The organism is Aquimarina sp. 2-A2, assembly GCF_045505135.1.
Taxonomy (GTDB): domain Bacteria; phylum Bacteroidota; class Bacteroidia; order Flavobacteriales; family Flavobacteriaceae; genus Aquimarina; species Aquimarina intermedia.
The window spans coordinates 184,892-205,929 of the sequence record NZ_JBJKFI010000003.1 but is presented as its reverse complement, the minus strand read 5'-3'; the positions used below and the strand labels follow the sequence as shown (position 1 = coordinate 205,929).

Genomic DNA, 21,038 nt, shown 5'->3' with positions numbered 1-21,038 from the left:
AGCATTACTTGTATTATCTGGTCTTCGACTCAGTCACAAACTATGGATAATACAGTTTTCAACGACGCCATTAATGACTCTATAGAAAATTATCTACAAGAGGCATCGTTCTCTATAAGCCAAGCACAATTACAAAGTGCTTTAGCAAATATAACCTTAGCTCGTGAACTAGCATTAAATACCCAAAACAGGATGTATCGTGCTAAAACCAGTAGAGTTTTAGCTGAATTATATTTTGAACTAGGTGATCTAAAAAAGGCTGAAGAGCAAATAAACGATGCTATTAAAATTCAACAAGAGGAAAATAATGAAATAGCACTCGCCTACTCTTATAATATTTACGGCTCCATTTTGACCAAGCTTGAAAAGTACAGCCAATCAAAAAAGCAACTGGATTATGCTGCTGAATTGATCAAAAAGAACGGTATTAAAAATCTGGAAGGCCCGGTTCGACTCAATCTAGGACTTTTGGCGTTATCAAATAATAACCCAAAGCTTGCGATCAATCATTTTAATTCTGGTTTACCTATTATCAATTCCCTGCAACAACATTACTATAAGGCTAAACTTTATACAAACAAGGCGCGTGCTCAACTTGCGCTCAACTTAATTGATGAGGCCAAGAAAACTAATGATCTTGCGATGCAAATCGGAGAAGAAAGGGGATATTCTGAGATACGTTCAGAATGTTTTGAGCTCTATAGCGAAATTTATGAAAGAAAAAAAGACTTTGCAACCTCTTTAGTTAACCTAAAAGCACATCAAAAGTTCAAAGACTCTCTTTTTAATATCAATAAGGAAATAATAGCACAGGAAGCCGGAGCCAAATTAGATCTGAACGATAATAATGTTCTAATTGAAGAGTTAACCGAGGAAAATATACAGCAACAGAAGTCGTTAAAGCTTGGGCGACTAACTACTATCTTAAGTATTGCACTAATTACAATTTTATCCCTACTCACCCTTTCGCTGTATAAAAACAACAATTTGAGAGCTAGAGCTAATGAGCTTCTACAAAATAAAAACACTGAATTAATCTTAGCCAAAGAGAATGCGGAACGTGCCAGTGAAGCAAGAGTACAATTTTTATCGACCATCACCCACGAACTAAGAACTCCTTTATACGCAGTAACCGGATTAACTCATCTACTTTTAGAAGAAAGTCCTACACCTAATCAAAAAGAGCATCTGAATTCGTTAAAGTTTTCTGGCGAATACCTGCTCTCCTTAATCAATAACATTCTTGATTTAAACAAACTTGAAGCAAATAAAGTTGAATTAGAAAGCACGTCGTTTAATCTTCAAAAAAGAATCAATGATGTTTTAATTGCATTGGGTAAATCTGCCAGTGACAGAAATAATACATTGCATTATGAATTTGACAATGCGATTCCGGCAAAGTTAAAAGGAGATCCTCTTAAAATTTCTCAGATCTTAATTAATTTGATCGGAAACTCGATAAAATTTACACAAAGTGGAGATATTTGGATTCGTGTCAAACTTATAAACAGGATCGATTGCAAAGTATATTTAAATTTTGAAGTTGAAGATAATGGGGTTGGAATTTCTGAGAAGAAACAACAGTCGATTTTTGAGAATTTTACTCAGGGCTCTGTTCAAATAAACAGAAAATTCGGAGGCACCGGTTTGGGACTGTCTATAGTCAAAAATCTATTAGCCTTAATGGATAGCGAAATTACACTTGTAAGTCAGTTGGGCCAAGGTTCAAAATTCATGTTTGACCTTAAGTTTGACGTATATGAGGATGAAACTACCGATATTAAAAATGAGGCCAAAAAACTTGATTACGATATTTTAATTAACAAACGAGTTTTAGTAGTCGAAGACAACAAAATAAATCAATTAATTACACGGAAAATTTTAGAAAAAAATCAAATTATCTGTGAGGTTGCAGATAATGGAGATATTGCCATACAAAAAACCAAAAACGGTAATTTTGACCTTATTTTAATGGATATCCATATGCCGGGGATTAGCGGTATTGAAGCAACTAAGCAAATTCGACTTTTTAATACCGAAATTCCAATAATTGCGCTTACCGCCGTAACGTTGGATGATAATCTTGATGAGTTTTACAAAAATGGATTTGATGATATAATCCCGAAACCCTACAAAACAGAAGAATTTTTTTTAAAATTACACAAGGCATTCTCCAAAAAACAAATCACCTCCTAAGGTACCCACAAGTGTAAAAGCTAAAAGCAATAGAGCTGCTTTAATAATAGCTGTCATTCTCAAAACTCTTATAACCTATACTTGATTAATAAGATACTCTCCTATTACCTTATCAAAATCTTCTTTTTTGTCTATAAACGATACCTCTATAGGCTGATAAAATAACGTTTCCGGACTTAGCCGGTCTTTTAAACGTACATAGTCCTTTTCGGTGGTTATGATCAATCCTCTTTCTTTAAAATCGTCAATATCGGTAGACGTAAAATTATAATGATCCGGAAATGATATATGTTGAAATTTGAGACCTAAACTCATATAATAATCAACCAAAGGCTTAGGATTCGCTATACCCGTAATCAAGGTAAAGCTACTGTTCTTCAAATTCTCTAAATCTATTGCTGCTTGTGCGCTCATTAACTGTGAACCATACGCAATAGTTGTAAAAAACACCCTTTGATGTGATTTAACTTGAAGCCGCTGAGTAATTTGCTCTTGCTCCTGAATTGATATATCAGGCGGACATTTTGTAACTACAATAACATTTGCTCGATCAGCACCACTACGAGACTCCCTCAAATTACCAGTTGGCAAGACTATATCATCTACATACAGTTGATAAAAAGTCGTTAACAAAATATAGAATCCTGCCTTTACTTTACGATGTTGATATGCATCATCAAGCAGGATTACTTCGGGTGGATGCACTTGCCTTCTCAGTAATTCAATTCCCTGCTGTCGATTCGCATCCACTGCCACTAGTACATCCCTAAATTTGAGTTTAAACTGCAAAGGCTCATCTCCAATTTCCTCTGCATTATGAGATGTGCGGACCAACTGAAAACCGGTTGTGTTTCTTTTATATCCTCTACTTAAGGTTGCAACAGTACATCGCTCTTTAAGCAATCTTATAAGATATTCGATCATTGGTGATTTGCCCGTACCACCAACGCTCAAATTCCCTATTCCAATTACAGGAAAATTATAAGATTTTGATTTTTTGATTCCCGCATCATATAGCTTATTACGTAACCAGGTAATAAAGTAATAAGCAGGAACAAAAGGATAAAGTAATTTTCGTAAAGTTTTCATCATGTAACAGCACTAAGGCTTCAAAAATATAGATTCTTACTATCGTAATCTTTACGAAAGTATCACATTTTACCAACAACACTAAAAAAATAAGCGACCTTTGATAAGTGATGAAAGATTTTTACTTTTAAAATCAAGTTTTCTAATCAAAATAATGCTTAGATTATTTATACAAAACAGCATACATTAAATATACACAGATGAAAATAAAGCAGGTCATTGAACATCTTGACTCCTTATCCCCATTACACTACGCAGAAGATTTTGATAATGTTGGATTGCTCGTAGGATCAGCTGAAACAAAAGTAACAGGAATTCTGGTGACATTGGACACCTTAGAATCCGTAGTAGATGAAGCAATTGATAAAAACTGTAATCTTATCGTAAGTTTTCATCCAATAGTATTCAAAGGGCTAAAAAAATTCAATGGTCAGACCTATGTAGAGCGAGTGATTCAAAAAGCAATCAAATATGATATTGCCATTTTTGCCATTCACACCGCCTTAGATAATGCAAGAAACGGTGTTAACGATATGATCTGTGAGCAACTTGATCTTATTAACAGACAGGTATTAATTCCGCAAAAAGCTACGATCAAAAAATTAACAACGTATGCACCAGAAAATGAGGTTGATCAAATTAAGCAAGCGTTGTTCAAAGCAGGTGCAGGAACTATTGGCAACTACGAACATTGTAGCTTTACTACCTCCGGAATCGGAAGTTTTAAACCTCTCGAAACTGCAAACCCTACAGTTGGTTCTATAGGCGCTACACATAGCGACAAAGAAATTCAGCTACAGGTCACCTATCCCACACACCTTGAAAGCACAATTCTCAGCGCGCTTTTCACAACGCACTCGTATGAAGAAGTGGCATACGAAATCCTTACACTTGAAAACACGAATCAACATATCGGCATGGGTATGCTAGGAACCTTAAAAGAGCCTATGTTAGAGAGTGATTTTTTACACCACATAAAGCAGACTTTTAATGCAGGATGTGTTCGTCATTCAAAATTATTAAATAAACCTATTCAAAAGGTAGCTGTATTGGGCGGAAGTGGTAGTTATGCGATAAAAGCTGCTATTCGGGCAAAAGCTGATATATTTATTACGGCAGACATGAAATACCATCAGTTCTATGAAGCTGAAGAACAATTAATTATTGCAGATATTGGGCATTACGAAAGCGAACAGTTCACAAAAAATCTAATTGTTAGTTATCTTAGAAAAAAAATCAGTAATTTTGCCATCATTTTATCGGATATAAACACCAATCCAATTCAATACATATAATATGGCAAAGAAAGAAGTTACTGTTGAGCAAAAATTAAGAGCACTATTTGATCTGCAATTAATAGACTCTAGAGTTGATGAGATTCGTAACGTACGTGGAGAGTTACCACTAGAAGTAGAAGACCTTGAAGATGAAGTAGCCGGATTAAACAAACGATTAGAAAAACTAAATGAAGATCTTGAAACTATTGATGAAAGCATCAAGAGTAAAAAGAACTTAATTGAAGAAGCCAAAGTGCTTATTAAAAAATACGGTGAACAACAAAAAAATGTTCGTAACAACCGTGAATTTAACTCATTAAGTAAAGAAGTTGAGTTCCAAGAGTTAGAGATTGAACTTTCAGAGAAACATATCAAAGAATTTAAAGCTCAGATCATTCAAAAGAATGAAATAATCGATCAGACAAAAGATCGGTTAAAAGAGCGTAATGCTCACCTTGCACACAAAAAAGGTGAATTGGATGCGATACTTGCAGAAACTGAAAAAGAAGAACAAGCGTTATTAGCAAAATCTGCTAATTTTGAAAACGACATCGAAGAACGTTTAGTGAAAGCTTATAAAAGAATTAGAAACAATGTGAAGAATGGATTAGCGGTTGTACCTATCGAACGTGGGGCATCCGGAGGGTCTTTCTTTACAATTCCGCCTCAAGTGCAGATGGAAATTGCTTCTAGAAAGAAAATTATCACAGATGAGCACAGTGGACGTATTTTAGTTGACGAGGAGCTTGCTCAAGAAGAAAGAGAGAAAATGCAAGCTATGTTTGCAAAATTATAGGAATAAATCATTCCAAATATTTTAAAACCTCAGGCAGCTGAGGTTTTTTTTATTTACGGTATTTTTAAATCTATGAAATTTCTAGAGAAGAATATTCTTATCGTTGGATCTGTCTGGCCCGAACCCAATTCGTCGGCAGCAGGATCCCGTATGATGCAACTCATTGAGATCCTATTGGCATCGCGATGCAGTATTACGTTTGCTAGTACATCAGGTACAACAGATCACATGGCAGACTTAAATAAGTTCAATATTAAGCAATACCAAATAGGAATTAATGATTCAAATTTTGATTCATTCTTAGCCGAACTACATCCCGATATTGTCATTTTTGATCGTTTTATGATTGAAGAACAGTTTGGCTGGCGGGTAGCCGACACGCTTCCTGATACTCTTCGGATACTTAATACCGAAGATCTTCATTGCCTTAGAAAGACAAGAGAATACTGTTTTAAAAAAGGACGTGAGTTCACTGTTTCAAGCTTACTGTCAGAGGATATTACAAAAAGAGAACTTGCGAGTATCTATCGCTGCGACCTTTCGATAATTATATCTGAGTACGAAATGTCCCTATTAAAAAACGTCTTTTCAATCAAAGACACACTACTTCTATATCTTCCTTTGCTATATACCCCCGATACAATCAATCAAAATAAAGAGATTTCAAGTTACGATAAAAGGAAAAATTTCATCACTATTGGAAACTTCAGGCATTCCCCCAATTGGGAAAGTGTTTTAAACTTGAAAAAGAAAATATGGCCCCTTATATCAAAAGAACTCCCTGACGCCGAATTACACGTTTATGGAGCCTATCCGCCGCCAAAAGCTACGCAACTCACCAATCCAAAAGAACGTTTCTACATTAAGGGCTGGACAAACGATGCACATAAGGTAATGAGCGAAGCTAGGGTCTGTCTGGCACCGCTTCAATTTGGCGCAGGCATCAAAGGCAAATTACTGGATGCTATGCGCTGTGGCACTCCCAGTGTTACCACAACAATAGGTGCAGAAGCCATGTACGGTAAACATCCATGGAACGGATTTATTACAGACGACCCACAGGATTTTGCAAAGAAAGCTTGCATACTGTATACCGAAGAACACCTTTGGCAAAATGCACAAAAAGCCGGATTTGAAATTATAAAAGATCGGTTCAATAGGACTAAGTTTGAAGACGGCTTGATAACCGCAATTGATAACGCCTTGCTAGACCTGAAAGAAAATCGCACCTTAAACTTTATTGGAAGCATGTTATCGTATCACAGCTTAAGAAGTACCAAATTTATGTCACGATGGATCGAATTGAAGAACAAACAAGCAGAAGATTAAACCGAACATCATCCACTTGGACAAAAAACACAAAAAGCTCTTCATTAAAATGAAGAGCTTTTGATATATACTAAGATTCTAAAGTACTACTTATAAAGCAGCAACATGTTTTGTCAATTTTGACTTTAAGTTAGCAGCTTTATTCGAATGAATAACATTACGCTTAGCTAACTTATCGATCATAGAAACTACAGAAGGCAATAAAGTCTCTGCTTCCTTCTTATCAGACTCACGTAATTTTTTGATAGCATTACGAGTAGTTTTATGCTGATACTTATTTCTAAGACGTTTTGTCTCACTGTTTCTAATTCTCTTTAATGCTGACTTGTGATTTGCCATCTCTCTTTTCGTTAAATTTTTTAATCTAAAATTTGTAGCCCGTAGGGGAATCGAACCCCTCTTACCAGGATGAAAACCTGGCGTCCTAGCCGATAGACGAACGGGCCAAAACATTTGCTTAATTGCGGATGCAAAAATACAACTATTTTTGAATCGTACAAATGTTATTGATTTTTTTTTAAAATTAATATGCCTTCGCAAACAAAACCCTCTGATTAGAAGGCTTTCCGCTATAAAAACAAATTCCACTTTCTTGTACCGCATCAAAAGGAATACATCGAATTGTTGCCTTAGTCTCCTCTTTTATTTTCTGCTCGGTTTCTATACTTCCATCCCAGTGTGCAGACAAGAAGCCTCCTTTAGCCTCTAAGACCTCTTTAAACTCTTCGTAAGAATTAACCTCCGTTATATGCTCATCCCGGTACGTTGTAGCTCTCTGATGCAAATTACGCTGAATGTCTTCTAAAACTGAAGGTACTTTCTGTTCAATCTCATTTTGATTTACAAACTCTTTACTCAACGTATCTCTACGCGCAAGTTCGACTGTTCCTTTTTCAAGGTCTTTGGGACCAATAGCAATTCTAACGGGTACGCCTTGTAACTCGTATTGAGCGAACTTAGCTCCCGGTCGATATGTATCGCGATCATCATACTTTACACTCACTCCTTTTGCACGGAGCGCCTTTACCATATCGTTAGCCACTTCACTAATTTGCGACAGCTGCTCCTCGCCCTTATAAATCGGTACAATTACTACTTGAATCGGAGCTAAATTTGGCGGTAATACCAAACCATTATCATCACTATGAGTCATGATTAAAGCACCCATCAATCGCGTTGAAACTCCCCATGAAGTTGCCCAAACATGCTCCTGCTTTCCTTCTTTGGTTGTAAACTTTACGTCAAAAGCTTTTGCAAAATTCTGTCCCAGAAAATGTGATGTACCCGCCTGTAGCGCTTTTCCATCTTGCATCAAAGCTTCAATACAATACGTGTCCACTGCGCCTGCAAAACGTTCACTCTCCGTTTTTCTACCACGTATGACAGGTATTGCCATAAAATTCTCAGCAAAATCAGCGTATATATTATTCATTTGTGCAGTCTCATCAATAGCCTCCTGTCGCGTTGCATGAGCAGTATGCCCTTCTTGCCACAAAAACTCTGCAGTACGTAAAAAAAGACGTGTACGCATCTCCCAACGCACCACATTTGCCCATTGATTAATTAACAGAGGCAAATCTCTATAAGACTGTATCCACCCCTTGTAAGTATTCCAAATGATAGCTTCAGAAGTAGGACGTACTATAAGTTCCTCTTCCAGCTTTGCATTGGGATCAACAATTAATTTTCCGGCATCCTCAGGATCTGTTTTAAGGCGATAATGGGTCACTACCGCACATTCTTTAGCAAATCCCTCTGCATTTTTTTCTTCAGCCTCAAAAAGACTTTTGGGAACAAATAAAGGAAAGTATGCATTTTGATGCCCGGTTTCTTTAAATTTTCGATCTAATTCGGCCTGCATTTTCTCCCAAATAGCATATCCATATGGCTTTATTACCATACACCCTCGTACTGCAGAGTTTTCTGCTAAATCTGCTTTTACGACTAACTCATTATACCATTTTGAATAATCTTCGCTTCGTTTAGTTAGGTTTTTCCCCATATATTACTATTTGGCACAAATGTTGTGGCTTTGTTAAATAAAAATTTGTTAATGCAAAACTAACTAAATTTGTAACGTTCAACAATTAAATAAGTAGATATGCAACTTAAAAATATATTAACTAAACACACCATACCGGGAATCTTTTTGTTGGCTACGCTTCTTTTGTTGACATCGTGTGGTTCTTATGAGTATGCTTCTTATAATGATGGCGTCTATAGTGACACTGATAGATCACAACAAGAATCTGTAGAAAGAGAAGAAACTCAGGTTGATAACAATTATTACTCGAATTACTTCGCAGAAAAATCTTCAGCATACGACAATATCACTCAAGAGGATGCTATTTTTACTGATATCGATAGTTATTCTGATAGCGATTATGAAGCGACAGACTCAACAGATCTAGCTTTAAATTATGAAGTAGGACAACCTTCTTGGGGTTCTAACCCTGACAATATCAGTGTAAACATCTATAACAATGGATGGAATCGCCCGTTCTTCAATCGTGGATGGTATGGTCCGGGATTTGGTTTTGGATGGTACGGATATCAAGATCCGTTCTGGTTTGATTACGGATGGGGCTGGTCTTTAGGATGGGGCTCTCCATATTGGTATGGTAGAGGATTTTATGGACCTTTCTACGGAAATCGTTTTTATAATCGCGGATACAATCCATATTACAGGAATCGTTATTACGCCTACCATAATAATTCAAGAACATTGTATCGTAGCCGAAGTAACACCTCTTACAATCGCTCGAGCTACAATAGAGCAAGAAATTCTCAATACAGCCGATCGCGCTCAAATTATATAAGACGCAATAATGTGTCTGCAGACCGTAGTCGAAATGCTCGTTCTAATTCCTATTCAAGAAGTTCTAATACACGATACAATAATAACCGATCAAGCGCACCCTCGGTAAGATCCAGATCTACAAGATCAGCGTCACCCGCTGCAAGATCTTCTTCTAGAAGTCGCTCAAATAATCGTTCCTACTCCCCGAGTTCTTCGAGAAGAAACAGCTCTTCTGTTCGCAGCAGTTCAGGATCCTCTCGTAGCTCTGGCTCAAGGTCAGGCGGCAGTAGATCTTCATCAAGAGGTGGTAGAGGAAGAGGTTAATTCTTAATTTTTACAAAAATAAGCTATGATAAATAAATCACTTTTTTTCATATGTACGCTTGTGACCACATGTTTCCATGCACAAGACATTTCTGATGCCGTTCGTTTTTCTGATCAGAGCATTAAAGGAACCGCAAGATACAGAGCTATGAGCGGTGCATTCGGAGCGTTAGGTGCTGATCTTTCGGCATTACAAACAAATCCGGCCGGCTCCGCTGTCTTTTTAAATTCATCTGCATCGGTTACTTTATCCTCGCAGCGGATTGAAAATGAAACTTCTTATTTCAATACATTCAACACCACCAAAGAGCGGGATTTAAACTTCAATCAATTAGGTGCTGTTTTTGTATATAATAATCTCGATGCAGAATTTCCGATTAATCGCATTTCGTTGGGAGTTGCTTACGATCAAACCGCTTCGAATGTTGATGAATTTTATGTTTCCGGAAATTCTCGAAATTCAATAGACTCTTATTTTTTGTCACAAGCGCAAGGAATTGAAGTAGGCACATTAACTGTTCAACCCAGAGAATCTATTGAAGGGGTTTATAGCTTTTTAGGCGAAAATCAAGGCTATGGCGCGCAACAAGCTTTTTTAGGTTATGAATCATTTGTTATCGATGCGGTCGATCCTGACGATCCGAATTCAACACGTTATGTTTCAAATATAGCAGGTGGTCCTGATGGATTTGATCAGACCTATATTAATGAAAGTACTGGCTTAAACGGAAAATTCACATTAAATGCCGGTTTACAGCTGCATACCAATTTTTATCTGGGTATAAACCTAAATTCCCACTTTCTGAACTATGATCGTGTTACACAGTTTACTGAGTTTAACAACAATGATGGTAGTAATATTAACGAAGTACGATTTAATAATCGTTTATCTACGACCGGTTCCGGTTTTTCAGCTCAAATTGGAGGTATTGCAAAACTTTCTGATCAGCTTAGAGTAGGACTTTCATTTGAATCGCCTATCTGGTATTATATCTCTGATGAGACGCTACAGGAAATTGAAACTTTTAGTGATGCTGATGGTCGCGCTCTGGTACGTCCAAATGTGGTAAATATATTTCCCGAATATCAATTAAGAACCCCAGCTAAAGCAACCGGTAGCATTGCCTGGCTGTTTGGAACACGTGGCCTATTAAGTCTTGATTATTCGTATAAAGATTACAGCACTACCGAATTTGATTCTGATGAAGGAGTGTCTTATACGCAGATAAATCAAGACATTGAAAACTCTTTACAGGGTGCTTCGACATTACGTGTAGGAGGTGAATGGCGAAATGGAAACTGGAGCTTTCGCGGAGGCTTACGGTGTGAAGAAAGTCCGTATAAAGATGATCGTGTGCTAAGCGAAAAACAAGGCTATTCTTTAGGTTTAGGATACACTTTTAGAAAAGTTAGGTTTGATGCGGCTTATGACCATACATCACAAGATCGTTCCCAGCAATTTTACCCGGGATCTGAATTCACCAACCAAACACTTATCACCTCTAAAGAAGAACAATTTATTTTTACAGTTAGTTTCAATTTATAAAAATAACCTCTGGTATTCCAACTATGGAAAACTGAGGAATTTATGACTAAAAAATCCATCTGTTTTTAACCAGATGGATTTTTTAATTATATTACTTTTAAGACAGCTTTTTAACGTATCAGAGAAAAATTGCCTGCTACAACTCGACGTCGTTGGTTTGGATCTCTAGGCTCATTAAACTCTACCCGAAACCAATAATCTGATGAAGGCATTGGACTACCATTGTACGTTCCGTCCCATCCAGGTCCTCCTGGTCTTAATTGCTTCAATAATTTACCGTATCGATCAAAAATATAAATTTTAGCTAGAGGCTGATCTTCTATATTTATGAGACTCCAGGTATCGTGAAAACCGTCTCCATTGGGTGTGAAATATTTAGGGTACCCCATGATAATGATTACTTCAGAAAGCACATCACTACAACCGGCACTGTGACGTGCAGTTATTTGATGTTCCCCGGGAAAAACATTTTCAAAAACCGGCGATGTCTGATAAATACCATTATCTATTTTATACTCGATATCCTCAATATCACCTGCGACAACTTCGGGAATAGCAGTTATGGTGTAGGTTCCCGCAAAGGATTCTTCGGCAATGGTGTAACCAACACTGCTAACCGCAGCTGAAACATTTACTACCTCAATATCATCTGTACCTACCGTTGCTCCCGTACTGTCATACCCTTCCATGCGGTAAGTTCCCGAGCCGGGCGCGGTGTATACCGGTGTAGTTTCTCCGGAAATAGTCACAAAACTATTAGTTGCTTGTGAAAATGTAAACCATTGGTACGATACCGCATTATCAAAACGTCCTTGCAAAACTACAGCGCGTTCTTCACAAATTGCAATATCATCTCCCAAACCAGGCTCCAGAATATTACAATCTGTAGTTCCTGCTTCCGGCTCGTCCAGATTGGTTTGCTGTAACTGGATAACTCCGGATTCATCTGCAAAATTTGTAATCAAAACAATATAATACTCGCCGACAACTGCATTAGGTATAGTTAAGGTTTCGATAGAGTTACGAGAATAGCTGCAATCTACAATATTACTATTATCTTGATTTTCGATATAATATAAGGGATCATCTGCGTTATTTTCACACTCTGAGGGACGACCATCACCGTTATTATTGTTGTCACATTCTTTGGATAATATATCACAATCTACATAAGAAGTTTCAAATGGACCCCACGCTATAAAATCAACATCCAATTGTCGCTCTCCTCTATCAAAAAATCCATCTTCATCAGTATCCACCCATTGCACAATATCAAACGTTAGTTCACCACTGCGATCAATTCGCATAAAATACCAGGCAGGATTAGGAGTGGTGTTAAGACACCCTATTTCACCTAAACTTTCTTGATTAATTGTGTTTGCAAATGTAAGTTCTTGCGAAATATCCGAACAAAAGGGAAGTACATTGCGGCACTCTTGATCATTTGTCTGTGCAAAAAGCGCACACGGAAGCATCAATAAAAACAGGTGTGAATAAAGGATTTTGTGGATTGATTGTACCATAACTTAGAGAACGTTTAATACGCTTATGTTCTTATATTTAGTAAAATTTGGGAGTTAAATATACATAACTTCTTTAAGATTTACGAAAATAAAGCATATTCTATAATAGTTTACTAACGCAACGTTTGAGAAACTACAAAATCGTATCTTTGCAGCCGATTACAGCATAAGATCTGTTTTCTGTTGAATAAAAAATGTTAGCCCCTAGAGAAAATCACCAAATCATAAGGATGATATAATGTCTTTGGCTCTCATTTGGATTAAAGAAAAAACCATAAAAAAGTAAACTCGTGAAAATTGACAAGGCCCTTGAAGCAATCGAAGCATTAGGTGACAATCATGTAGCGACCAGCGCAACTACGCCGCTTAGAGCAGACGCTTTTGCACTAACGGATCAAGAAAAAATCGCATCGATTAAAGAAGATGTAAAGCATATTATGGAAACCTTGGGTCTCGATCTTACTGACGATAGTCTTAAAGGTACTCCGCAGCGTGTAGCCAAAATGTTTGTTAACGAAATTTTTTCTGGACTACATCCAGGACGCAAACCCGATGCCTCAACTTTTGCCAACAATTATAAGTATGGTGAGATGTTAGTAGAAAAAAATATTACCGTATATTCTACTTGTGAACATCATTTATTGCCCATCGTAGGTCGTGCCCACGTAGCCTATATTTCTAATGGTACGGTGGTCGGACTTTCTAAAATGAATCGTATTGTAGATTACTACGCCAAGCGTCCACAGGTACAAGAACGCCTCACTATGCAAATCGTTCAGGATTTGCAAGTTGTTTTAAACACAAAGGATGTGGCATGTGTGATCGATGCAAAACACTTATGTGTCAATTCAAGAGGTATTAGAGATATTGAGAGTAGCACCGTAACCTCAGAATTTGGCGGACGTTTTAAAGAGGAATCTGTACGTCGCGAATTTTTGGATTATATTAAATTAGATACTACATTTTAATCTTATTTTTGAAATAAACCTTTAAACGATTTATCCAACCATGGCTGAAACTCCATTGTACACGCATCAAAAGTTATCACTTTATAATTCTATCTCCGGAAAGAAAGAAACATTTACTCCCATCACCCCTGGTAATGTAGGAATGTATGTTTGTGGTCCTACGGTGTATAGCAACGTGCATTTGGGTAATTGTCGTACGTTTATTTCTTTTGATCTTGTTTATCGTTATCTCAAACATTTGGGCTACAAAGTACGTTACGTACGTAATATTACCGATGCCGGACATTTGGAAAGTGATGCCGATGTGGGTGAAGATAAGGTAGCAAAAAAAGCGAGACTGGAACAATTAGAACCTATGGAAATTGTGCAGCGGTATACACTTGATTTCCACAACGTTTTAGCAAAATTCAATACCGTTCCGCCTAGTATAGAACCTACAGCAACCGGTCATATCGTAGAACAGATAGAGATTATTAAAACCATCATAGAAAATGGTTTTGCTTATGTCGTAAACGGATCGGTCTATTTTGATGTTCTCAAATTCAATGAAAGCAATCATTATGGTAAACTCAGTGGTCGCAATCTCGAAGATATGATTGCCAACACCCGAGAATTAGCTGCCCAGAGTGATAAAAAAAATCCGCAGGATTTTGCCTTATGGAAAAAAGCCGAACCGCAGCATATCATGCGATGGCCTTCACCATGGAGTGATGGTTTTCCGGGATGGCATTTAGAATGTACTGCGATGAGCAGTAAATATCTGGGTGAACATTTTGATATCCATGGTGGTGGGATGGATTTAAAATTTCCACATCATGAATGTGAGATTGCTCAAGGAGAAGCAGCCTGTGGTCAATCCCCTGTAAACTATTGGATGCACGCCAATATGCTTACCCTTAACGGAAAAAAAATGTCCAAATCCACGGGGAATAGTATTTCTCCGGCTGAAATATTTAGCGGAGAAACCGACAAACTTTCTAAAGCATTTGCGCCAACAGTAGCGCGATTTTTTATGCTGCAAGCACATTACAGAAGTGTGTTGGATTTTTCCAGCGAAGCGCTTGAGGCTTCAGAAAAAGGTTTTTATCGTTTGATGGATGCCGTACAAGCCCTGCCTGCTATCCAAACAGGCAGTGAAACCAAAGGTCTGGATGTACCTGCATGGAGACAAACTTGTTATGATGCCATGAATGACGACTTTAATAGTCCCATTCTTATCGCTAAGCTTTTTGATGCTGTTAAGTTCATCAATACCCTTAAAGAGGAAAAAGCCAGCATCACGGCAAATGATCTCGAGTTGTTAAGCACTACGCTACGCGGTTTTGTGTTTGATGTTTTAGGACTTTTGGATTCTAATGAAGAATCTTCAGACATTAGCGATAAACTTTCCGGAACAGTAGAATTACTGATCCGATTGCGTGCAGAAGCACGTGCGAACAAAGATTTTGCTATCGGAGATAAGATCAGAGATGAATTGGCCGATATGGGCATTCAGCTAAAAGATGGTCGTGACGGAACTACGTTTTCGCTAAACTAACATACAAAGGAATGGCTATTACAACTACTATAAAAAGAGTTTTAGCCATTCCGTTTATTGGTTTAGTCCGCTTTTATCAGTTGGTAATCTCCCCTCTTACCCCTGCTACCTGTCGCTACCACCCTACCTGTTCGCAGTACACACTGGTAGCTTTACAACGATTTGGAATTTTTAAAGGAGGTGCTTTGGCACTTAAAAGAATTTTTAGTTGCCACCCCTGGGGCGGCAAAGGATATGATCCGGTTCCCGAAAAAGATACTAAGTAACTATATCGGAAAAATTGCTTTGGGCACTACGTGAAATCCTGCTTTGAGCACTTGCCTTTCAACATCTTTTACTTTTAATAAAGCTGACGTATGTACGGTTAACTGTCTTGGAAAAACATCTTCGTTGATCAACACATCACTTACCGCTTCGAGCTCACAAATAAACGATTGCACACGCTCAAGATCTTTACGACTTTTAGCGTTTGTTTCAAATATCTTTCCGTGATCTCCCGGGATTACATGTTCGGATAGTAAACTCATGGTCTATACTATTAAGATTGCACCTATTAAAACAAGTAGTAAGAGTAGTTTAGACTTCGTTTGCACTATAAACGACATCCTTCTAAAGTTACAAAATCTATGCGTAGTATACCGTGTGGTTGTTTAAGAACATTATTAATATTTTGCTAAATATTGAAGAACCATCTCACAGAATTATAGATTGTTAATGAATCGCTCCGGACGAGACATTGGTATGATATAAAAAAACAGCCACAACTTTTACAAACGTGACTGCTATTTGCTTTGTTTTTTACTCTTATTGCTTACTCATACTTGGCACGGAAAACATTTCCGCGCTATCATATCTGAGGGATCGGGACAACCAAAATACAAAAAGCTACATTAGTAATGTTATAGCTTTTATTTAATTACGCTTAACAAATCACCAATCTATGACTGCACCCATCACAGACGAGCGCTAGCGGTGTAACAACACAGAGGTAAAGTCTATTATATCCTTAGAGCTCTTTATAAAGGCAATACTTAAATCCATTTAGCTTGTTTTTGACTTCTTAGCCAAACGCTCATCATTCTAATATAAATACCTATATTTACCTTCCTTAAAAACAACTCTTGTATATGATATTTTCTCAAATTACCTGGAACCCGGTCGAGGGTATTGATTTAGGTTTTTTTATGATTCGTTTTTATAGCCTCATGTTCGTAATTGCCTTTTCACTAGGGTGGTACCTTATGAAGCAAATTTATGTCCGCGAAAACATCTCGATGGAAAAACTAGACTCGGTTTTTATCTATGCTGTTTTAGGCACATTGATTGGTGCACGACTTGGGCATGTGATTTTTTATGATTGGGATTATTACCGCAACAACCTGCTCGAGATTTTTCTACCAATCCGTTTTAGTCCGGAGTTTGAGTTTATTGGTTTTAGAGGACTTGCAAGTCACGGTGCGGCTATCGCTTTTATTATTGCCATGTACTACTATTCTAAAAAAGTATTGAAAAAGCATCCCTTGTGGATCATGGATCGTGTTACGATTCCGGCAGCTTTTGGTGGTATTTTTGTACGTTTAGGAAACTTTTTTAATTCTGAAATCATTGGTGAACCTACCGATTCTGTATTCGGAGTCCGTTTTATACGTGAAGCTTTATCGAAGTATGAGGTAGTAAAAGCCACAGGAATTAAAAATGTAAATGAAGCGTACTCAGCAGTAGTTACCAATCCGGAATATGCAACTTTGCTTGAAACCGTACCCTTTCGCCATCCTGCACAGCTATACGAAGCGTTTGGATATATCTTTGTCTCGTTTATTTTATGGTTCCTTTACTGGAAAACTAATAAACGTAACCATCCGGGATTTTTGTTTGGGATGTATTTAATCTTAATCTGGCTTGTACGCTTTATTGTGGAATTTGTAAAGAAAAGTCAAGGTGGGTTTGAAGATTCATTGGGAGATGTATTATCTACCGGTCAGTGGTTGAGTATTCCTTTTATCATCGTAGGCTTATATTTTGTGTTACGACCTGTAAAGAAAACTGAAGCAGTATAATTCAATTTTAATTCAGCTTTAATATTAAAAAAATCGTTGCTAGGGTTAGCAACGATTTTTTTATGTTCTCTAAGAGTTGTTTTTATTAACTCTAAAACAACTCGCTCGATTCTTTAAGTTTCTCTGTATTGGCAACTAACTCCAGTTCATCAATAATCTTTTGAATATCTCCGTCAATAATATTACCAAGATCATATAGCGTCAAACCAATTCTATGATCGGTAACGCGTCCTTGTGGATAGTTGTAGGTTCTAATTTTTGCCGAACGGTCACCGCTCGATACCATACTTTTACGCTTCTCGGAGTCAGCAGCCTGCTTTTTGGCTAATTCGATCTCATACAACCTTGAACGTAAAACTTTCAATGCTTTTTCAAGGTTCTTATGTGAGGATTTTTGATCTTGACAACTTACAATCATTCCCGTAGGCTCATGATGTAATTTAATAGCAGAATAGGTCGTGTTTACCGACTGACCTCCCGGCCCTGTAGATGTTGTACGTTCAATACGCACATCCTGCATATCCAGTTCAACATCAAATTCTTCTGCTTCTGGCAACACCATAACTGTAGCTGCGCTCGTGTGTACCCGTCCTTGGGTTTCTGTTTGTGGTACACGTTGTACACGATGCACCCCAGCTTCATATTTCAGAGTACCATATACATCTTCGCCATTAACTTCAAAAATAACCTCTTTATAACCACCACTTGTACCTTCATTAAGGTCAACAATACTGGTCGACCATCCTCTCCCCTCACAATACTTCGTATACATTCTAAAGAGATCCCCGGCAAAAATACTTGCTTCATCACCACCTGTTCCTGCACGGATTTCAACCACACAGTTTTTAGCATCTTCAGGGTCTTTAGGCACTAACATAAAGCGAATCGATTCTTCTAATCCCGGTAGTTCGGTTTTAGCTTCCTCTAGCTGCATCTTAGCCATATCGACCATTTCGGCATCACTCCCATCGGCAATAATTTCCTCAGCTTCTGTAATATTGTTAGTCAACTCTATATATTGATCTCTTTTATCCATTAAGGCTTTGAGATCTTTATATTCTTTATTTAGTTGTATATAACGCTTTTGGTCCGAAATAATATCCGGCTGAATGATTAAATCATTCACTTCTTCAAAACGTTGTTTTACTATATTTAATTTATCAATCATAATAGGTTCTTCCTTCTGTAGAAGCTACAAAAGTAATCTTTTTTGTCTAAAGCGCATATTGCTTTAATCTTATTATGAAGCAATTTATGGCAAATATTCATTCATACAAAGAAAGAAACTAATGTTGTTTGTTGCTACCAAAGTGATTCAATCTTATAGGGGGAAAACCCGCATCACACTCCAGTAAACCACCAGTTGATAACGCCTCATAAACCAGTTGAAATTCAGTTAATTGACTCTTTCCTTCATTGATCTTTTTAAGTAGGTTTGAATTTCACAAAAGGGACATAGATCCTTTTGACATTTCAGTAATTCATAAAATTAAATACATCTATCATGGAAAAAATCTCAAAGTCAGTATCAAATCTGCGCAGTAATTTCAACATTTTACTGCTAGCGGCTAAAGATTCGCAAAATAATGTTCTGTCAGCTACAGAAGCTATTGGCGATCTTTCTTCTATAAACCAGAACACACAATTCGAAGAAATCGTATGCGTTAGTTATATCCCTAAAAATGAAGTGATTAATGCAACTGTAAAAATCAAGCAAGCATCAGGCTACGGAGGTAATGCGTGTAGTAAAGGGACATTTGAATATGTTCGTTTTTACTTCGACTATGATCGCAACGGAAATTGGGTAGATGAGGGGGTCACCAATTTTAATGCACATAGTCTGGGTTTTGACGAGGATTTGTGTTATAACGTCCAACTTAAAATTGATCCGGACAAGCGCAGATGTTGCGATAAGAAACCTGTGCTCCCTAAAGTACGTGCTATTCTATCATGGAACGCGGCACCACCAGCCAATCAACCAAATTGGACACCCTATTGGGGCAATGTTATCGAACGTAACGTTCAAATCGAACCTTTACGCGGATTTCAATGCTTTTTTGATGATTTCGTTTTATATCCAAAATTTAAAAAAATCGATACCATTTTAAAGAAAAATAACCTGTTACCCGATTTCAAAAATATTTCAATCAAAGACCAGGTGGAAATCATAAAGAAACACAAAATTCCGGCAACACGCTTTGGGTATGCATCTGCGATTAAGAAAATAAATTCTCAAGATGCAACACCCTTTGCATTACCGGGATACCTCAATCAGCTTGATTTTGATTTTTCTAACATTTTGGATTTCCTGTTGAAACCAAAGTTTAACACAACCTATGAAGAGTTGACCTGTGTCGCCCTTAATCGCGCAATGACTACCTTACATGGTACCATCCACCTCAAAAAATCAGCAGGATACTCCGGTAATCTTTGCCAGACGGGAAGTAAAGAGTATGTTGCTTTTTACATGGATTTTGGCAGTGGCTGGGAATATATGGGAACCTCTTCAATCACAGTTCACAATATTTCAGAAATTCCGAAAGATGGACTTAATTACAACGTAGCACTCGCCGTAGATTTAGACAAAAAACGCAAAGAGTGGTGTGAGTCCGGTAAAGCCAAACTAAAAGGTATTTTAAGCTGGAATGTTGCGCCACCAATAAACCAACCAAATCATGTGGCGCATTGGGGAGATTGGGAACAATGTCATGTTGAAGTTAAGTCTTTACCTAAAGGGATCATTCCCGGTAATTTAAGTCTAAACATAGAAACATTGGGAAGTATGCATATTGATGATATCGATCAAACCGATGGTTTAGCAAATGGATCAGATGCTTTAGGTTTAAGTATTAATGCCGAGGAAAGTCCGTTTGATGGTAAAATTAATTTTACAGGAAGCCTTATCAACGGTGGAGCTACAGCCTTAGAATATCGCCTAGTTATCACACCTCCAAGTAGTGGTGCCTATAATTTGTTGAATCATGTTACTGCAGATAAGATAGGATTTTCTGGAGAAGAGACGCTTATCCCCGATGCGGATGGGTGGATGCCGTATACTAAATTTGTGGGCAACTATTTAGGATATTTCATTCCAACGCAAAGTGGAATGCATACCATAAAAATTGAGGTAAGAAATGCAGGAAGTGCTTCGCTGTTACTTACTGGTAACTCAACTAACTTTATGGCGCACAAGGAAGCTCCGGTGGCTGATGTTGAAATTACTTCTGGTGCAGGAAATTGCGGAAGCTTTAAACCCGGAGATGTCATCTCTGGTGAATATAAAGCCTTATCTGAGTATCCAAGAGTGATGAGTTTTGTAGTAACACCGAGTCCGGAGTCAAATTCGGGAGTCATTTCTATCGATGGCGTACCCGGGAATTCTATTAGTTATAATGACATTGTTGCTCCAGGTAAAACCGGTACCTGGGAGTTGGCAACCAACAACATGCCACAATGTGGATATAACATTCGTTTATCAGTATACGACAGAACAATTATGCATAGTAAAAATATTACTCGGCATGCTACTGATATTGAAGGATTTTGCTTAATACCAAAATAGTTTTCGATTTAAATTAAATAAGAAAAAGAGGCCC

At 37.6% G+C, this 21,038-nt stretch carries 17 protein-coding genes and 1 tRNA gene; 11 read left to right on the top strand and 7 right to left on the bottom strand.

The window, feature by feature from the left end; genetic code table 11:
• Positions 1-42: 42 nt before the first annotated feature.
• Positions 43-2,196, top strand: a complete 2,154-nt coding sequence (locus ACJRPK_RS09225) for an ATP-binding protein (protein WP_407139632.1) — start codon at positions 43-45, stop codon at positions 2,194-2,196.
• Positions 2,197-2,271: 75 nt separating this feature from the next.
• On the opposite strand, the gene lpxK is transcribed toward ACJRPK_RS09225, so the two are convergent.
• Positions 2,272-3,288 carry a tetraacyldisaccharide 4'-kinase gene (lpxK, locus tag ACJRPK_RS09220; RefSeq protein ID WP_407139631.1) on the bottom strand — a complete coding sequence of 339 codons (1,017 nt, stop codon included), beginning with the start codon at positions 3,286-3,288 and terminating at the stop codon, positions 2,272-2,274.
• A gap of 197 nt (positions 3,289-3,485) precedes the next feature.
• On the opposite strand from lpxK, the gene ACJRPK_RS09215 reads away from it, so the two are divergent.
• From ACJRPK_RS09215 to ACJRPK_RS09205, 3 genes are all read left to right on the top strand, one after another.
• Positions 3,486-4,580: a Nif3-like dinuclear metal center hexameric protein gene (locus ACJRPK_RS09215; protein WP_407139630.1), complete on the top strand. Its 1,095-nt coding sequence runs from the start codon at positions 3,486-3,488 to the stop codon at positions 4,578-4,580.
• A gap of 1 nt (position 4,581) precedes the next feature.
• Positions 4,582-5,358: a zinc ribbon domain-containing protein gene (locus tag ACJRPK_RS09210; protein WP_148782696.1), complete on the top strand. Its 777-nt coding sequence runs from the start codon at positions 4,582-4,584 to the stop codon at positions 5,356-5,358.
• A 72-nt stretch (positions 5,359-5,430) separates the two neighbouring features.
• Entirely contained in the window at positions 5,431-6,687 is a 1,257-nt protein-coding gene (locus ACJRPK_RS09205; RefSeq protein ID WP_407139629.1) for a glycosyltransferase, read from the top strand.
• A gap of 90 nt (positions 6,688-6,777) precedes the next feature.
• Here ACJRPK_RS09205 and rpsT read toward each other — a convergent pair whose 3' ends face one another.
• The 3 genes from rpsT to proS form a co-directional block, all read right to left on the bottom strand.
• On the bottom strand, positions 6,778-7,026 hold the full coding sequence (gene rpsT / locus ACJRPK_RS09200) for a 30S ribosomal protein S20 (protein ID WP_148782694.1): 249 nt from the start codon (positions 7,024-7,026) through the stop codon (positions 6,778-6,780).
• Between the two features lie 35 nt (positions 7,027-7,061).
• Positions 7,062-7,133 (bottom strand) — tRNA-Glu (locus ACJRPK_RS09195).
• A gap of 77 nt (positions 7,134-7,210) precedes the next feature.
• Positions 7,211-8,689, bottom strand: coding sequence for a proline--tRNA ligase (gene proS / locus ACJRPK_RS09190; protein ID WP_407139628.1), 1,479 nt, complete (start codon positions 8,687-8,689; stop codon positions 7,211-7,213).
• 99 nt (positions 8,690-8,788) lie between these two features.
• Between proS and ACJRPK_RS09185 the strand changes: the two genes are divergently transcribed.
• Entirely contained in the window at positions 8,789-9,811 is a 1,023-nt protein-coding gene (locus ACJRPK_RS09185) for a hypothetical protein (protein ID WP_407139627.1), read from the top strand.
• Between the two features lie 25 nt (positions 9,812-9,836).
• Positions 9,837-11,357: an OmpP1/FadL family transporter gene (locus tag ACJRPK_RS09180; RefSeq protein WP_407139626.1), complete on the top strand. Its 1,521-nt coding sequence runs from the start codon at positions 9,837-9,839 to the stop codon at positions 11,355-11,357.
• A gap of 110 nt (positions 11,358-11,467) precedes the next feature.
• Here the strand turns inward: ACJRPK_RS09180 and ACJRPK_RS09175 are convergent, their stop codons facing one another.
• A complete protein-coding gene (locus tag ACJRPK_RS09175; RefSeq protein ID WP_407139625.1) occupies positions 11,468-12,880 on the bottom strand; it encodes a T9SS type B sorting domain-containing protein in 1,413 nt (470 codons plus the stop codon).
• A gap of 290 nt (positions 12,881-13,170) precedes the next feature.
• Between ACJRPK_RS09175 and folE the strand changes: the two genes are divergently transcribed.
• The 3 genes from folE to yidD are packed head-to-tail and all read left to right on the top strand — an operon-like array spanning position 13,171 to position 15,651.
• The gene (folE, locus tag ACJRPK_RS09170) at positions 13,171-13,848 is read left to right on the top strand and encodes a GTP cyclohydrolase I FolE (RefSeq protein WP_407139624.1); all 678 of its coding nucleotides are present in this window, start codon (positions 13,171-13,173) and stop codon (positions 13,846-13,848) included.
• 40 nt (positions 13,849-13,888) lie between these two features.
• Positions 13,889-15,385, top strand: coding sequence for a cysteine--tRNA ligase (gene cysS / locus ACJRPK_RS09165; protein ID WP_407139623.1), 1,497 nt, complete (start codon positions 13,889-13,891; stop codon positions 15,383-15,385).
• A gap of 11 nt (positions 15,386-15,396) precedes the next feature.
• On the top strand, positions 15,397-15,651 hold the full coding sequence (yidD, locus tag ACJRPK_RS09160) for a membrane protein insertion efficiency factor YidD (protein WP_407139622.1): 255 nt from the start codon (positions 15,397-15,399) through the stop codon (positions 15,649-15,651).
• Here the strand turns inward: yidD and ACJRPK_RS09155 are convergent, their stop codons facing one another.
• The gene (locus tag ACJRPK_RS09155) at positions 15,652-15,912 is read right to left on the bottom strand and encodes a heavy-metal-associated domain-containing protein (RefSeq protein ID WP_407139621.1); all 261 of its coding nucleotides are present in this window, start codon (positions 15,910-15,912) and stop codon (positions 15,652-15,654) included.
• 600 nt (positions 15,913-16,512) lie between these two features.
• Between ACJRPK_RS09155 and lgt the strand changes: the two genes are divergently transcribed.
• On the top strand, positions 16,513-17,442 hold the full coding sequence (gene lgt, locus ACJRPK_RS09150) for a prolipoprotein diacylglyceryl transferase (RefSeq protein WP_148782685.1): 930 nt from the start codon (positions 16,513-16,515) through the stop codon (positions 17,440-17,442).
• A gap of 91 nt (positions 17,443-17,533) precedes the next feature.
• Here lgt and prfA read toward each other — a convergent pair whose 3' ends face one another.
• Complete coding sequence (gene prfA, locus ACJRPK_RS09145; protein ID WP_407139620.1) at positions 17,534-18,610, bottom strand: peptide chain release factor 1; 1,077 nt, start codon at positions 18,608-18,610, stop codon at positions 17,534-17,536.
• A gap of 336 nt (positions 18,611-18,946) precedes the next feature.
• Here prfA and ACJRPK_RS09140 point away from each other — a divergent pair, with 336 nt between their 5' ends.
• Positions 18,947-21,004: a hypothetical protein gene (locus ACJRPK_RS09140; RefSeq protein WP_407139619.1), complete on the top strand. Its 2,058-nt coding sequence runs from the start codon at positions 18,947-18,949 to the stop codon at positions 21,002-21,004.
• Positions 21,005-21,038 lie beyond the last annotated feature (34 nt).

Excerpts from the sequence above, each read along its gene's own strand:
- cysS (WP_407139623.1), top strand. The coding sequence starts at position 13,889 with ATGGCTGAAACTCCATTGTACACGCATCAAAAGTTATCACTTTATAAT.
- ACJRPK_RS09175 (WP_407139625.1), bottom strand. The coding sequence starts at position 12,880 with ATGGTACAATCAATCCACAAAATCCTTTATTCACACCTGTTTTTATTG.
- proS (WP_407139628.1), bottom strand. The coding sequence starts at position 8,689 with ATGGGGAAAAACCTAACTAAACGAAGCGAAGATTATTCAAAATGGTAT.
- ACJRPK_RS09155 (WP_407139621.1), bottom strand. The coding sequence starts at position 15,912 with ATGAGTTTACTATCCGAACATGTAATCCCGGGAGATCACGGAAAGATA.
- yidD (WP_407139622.1), top strand. The coding sequence starts at position 15,397 with ATGGCTATTACAACTACTATAAAAAGAGTTTTAGCCATTCCGTTTATT.
- lgt (WP_148782685.1), top strand. The coding sequence starts at position 16,513 with ATGATATTTTCTCAAATTACCTGGAACCCGGTCGAGGGTATTGATTTA.
- ACJRPK_RS09185 (WP_407139627.1), top strand. The coding sequence starts at position 8,789 with ATGCAACTTAAAAATATATTAACTAAACACACCATACCGGGAATCTTT.
- lpxK (WP_407139631.1), bottom strand. The coding sequence starts at position 3,288 with ATGATGAAAACTTTACGAAAATTACTTTATCCTTTTGTTCCTGCTTAT.
- ACJRPK_RS09140 (WP_407139619.1), top strand. The coding sequence starts at position 18,947 with ATGGAAAAAATCTCAAAGTCAGTATCAAATCTGCGCAGTAATTTCAAC.
- ACJRPK_RS09215 (WP_407139630.1), top strand. The coding sequence starts at position 3,486 with ATGAAAATAAAGCAGGTCATTGAACATCTTGACTCCTTATCCCCATTA.
- prfA (WP_407139620.1), bottom strand. The coding sequence starts at position 18,610 with ATGATTGATAAATTAAATATAGTAAAACAACGTTTTGAAGAAGTGAAT.
- ACJRPK_RS09225 (WP_407139632.1), top strand. The coding sequence starts at position 43 with ATGGATAATACAGTTTTCAACGACGCCATTAATGACTCTATAGAAAAT.
- ACJRPK_RS09205 (WP_407139629.1), top strand. The coding sequence starts at position 5,431 with ATGAAATTTCTAGAGAAGAATATTCTTATCGTTGGATCTGTCTGGCCC.
- ACJRPK_RS09210 (WP_148782696.1), top strand. The coding sequence starts at position 4,582 with ATGGCAAAGAAAGAAGTTACTGTTGAGCAAAAATTAAGAGCACTATTT.
- ACJRPK_RS09180 (WP_407139626.1), top strand. The coding sequence starts at position 9,837 with ATGATAAATAAATCACTTTTTTTCATATGTACGCTTGTGACCACATGT.
- rpsT (WP_148782694.1), bottom strand. The coding sequence starts at position 7,026 with ATGGCAAATCACAAGTCAGCATTAAAGAGAATTAGAAACAGTGAGACA.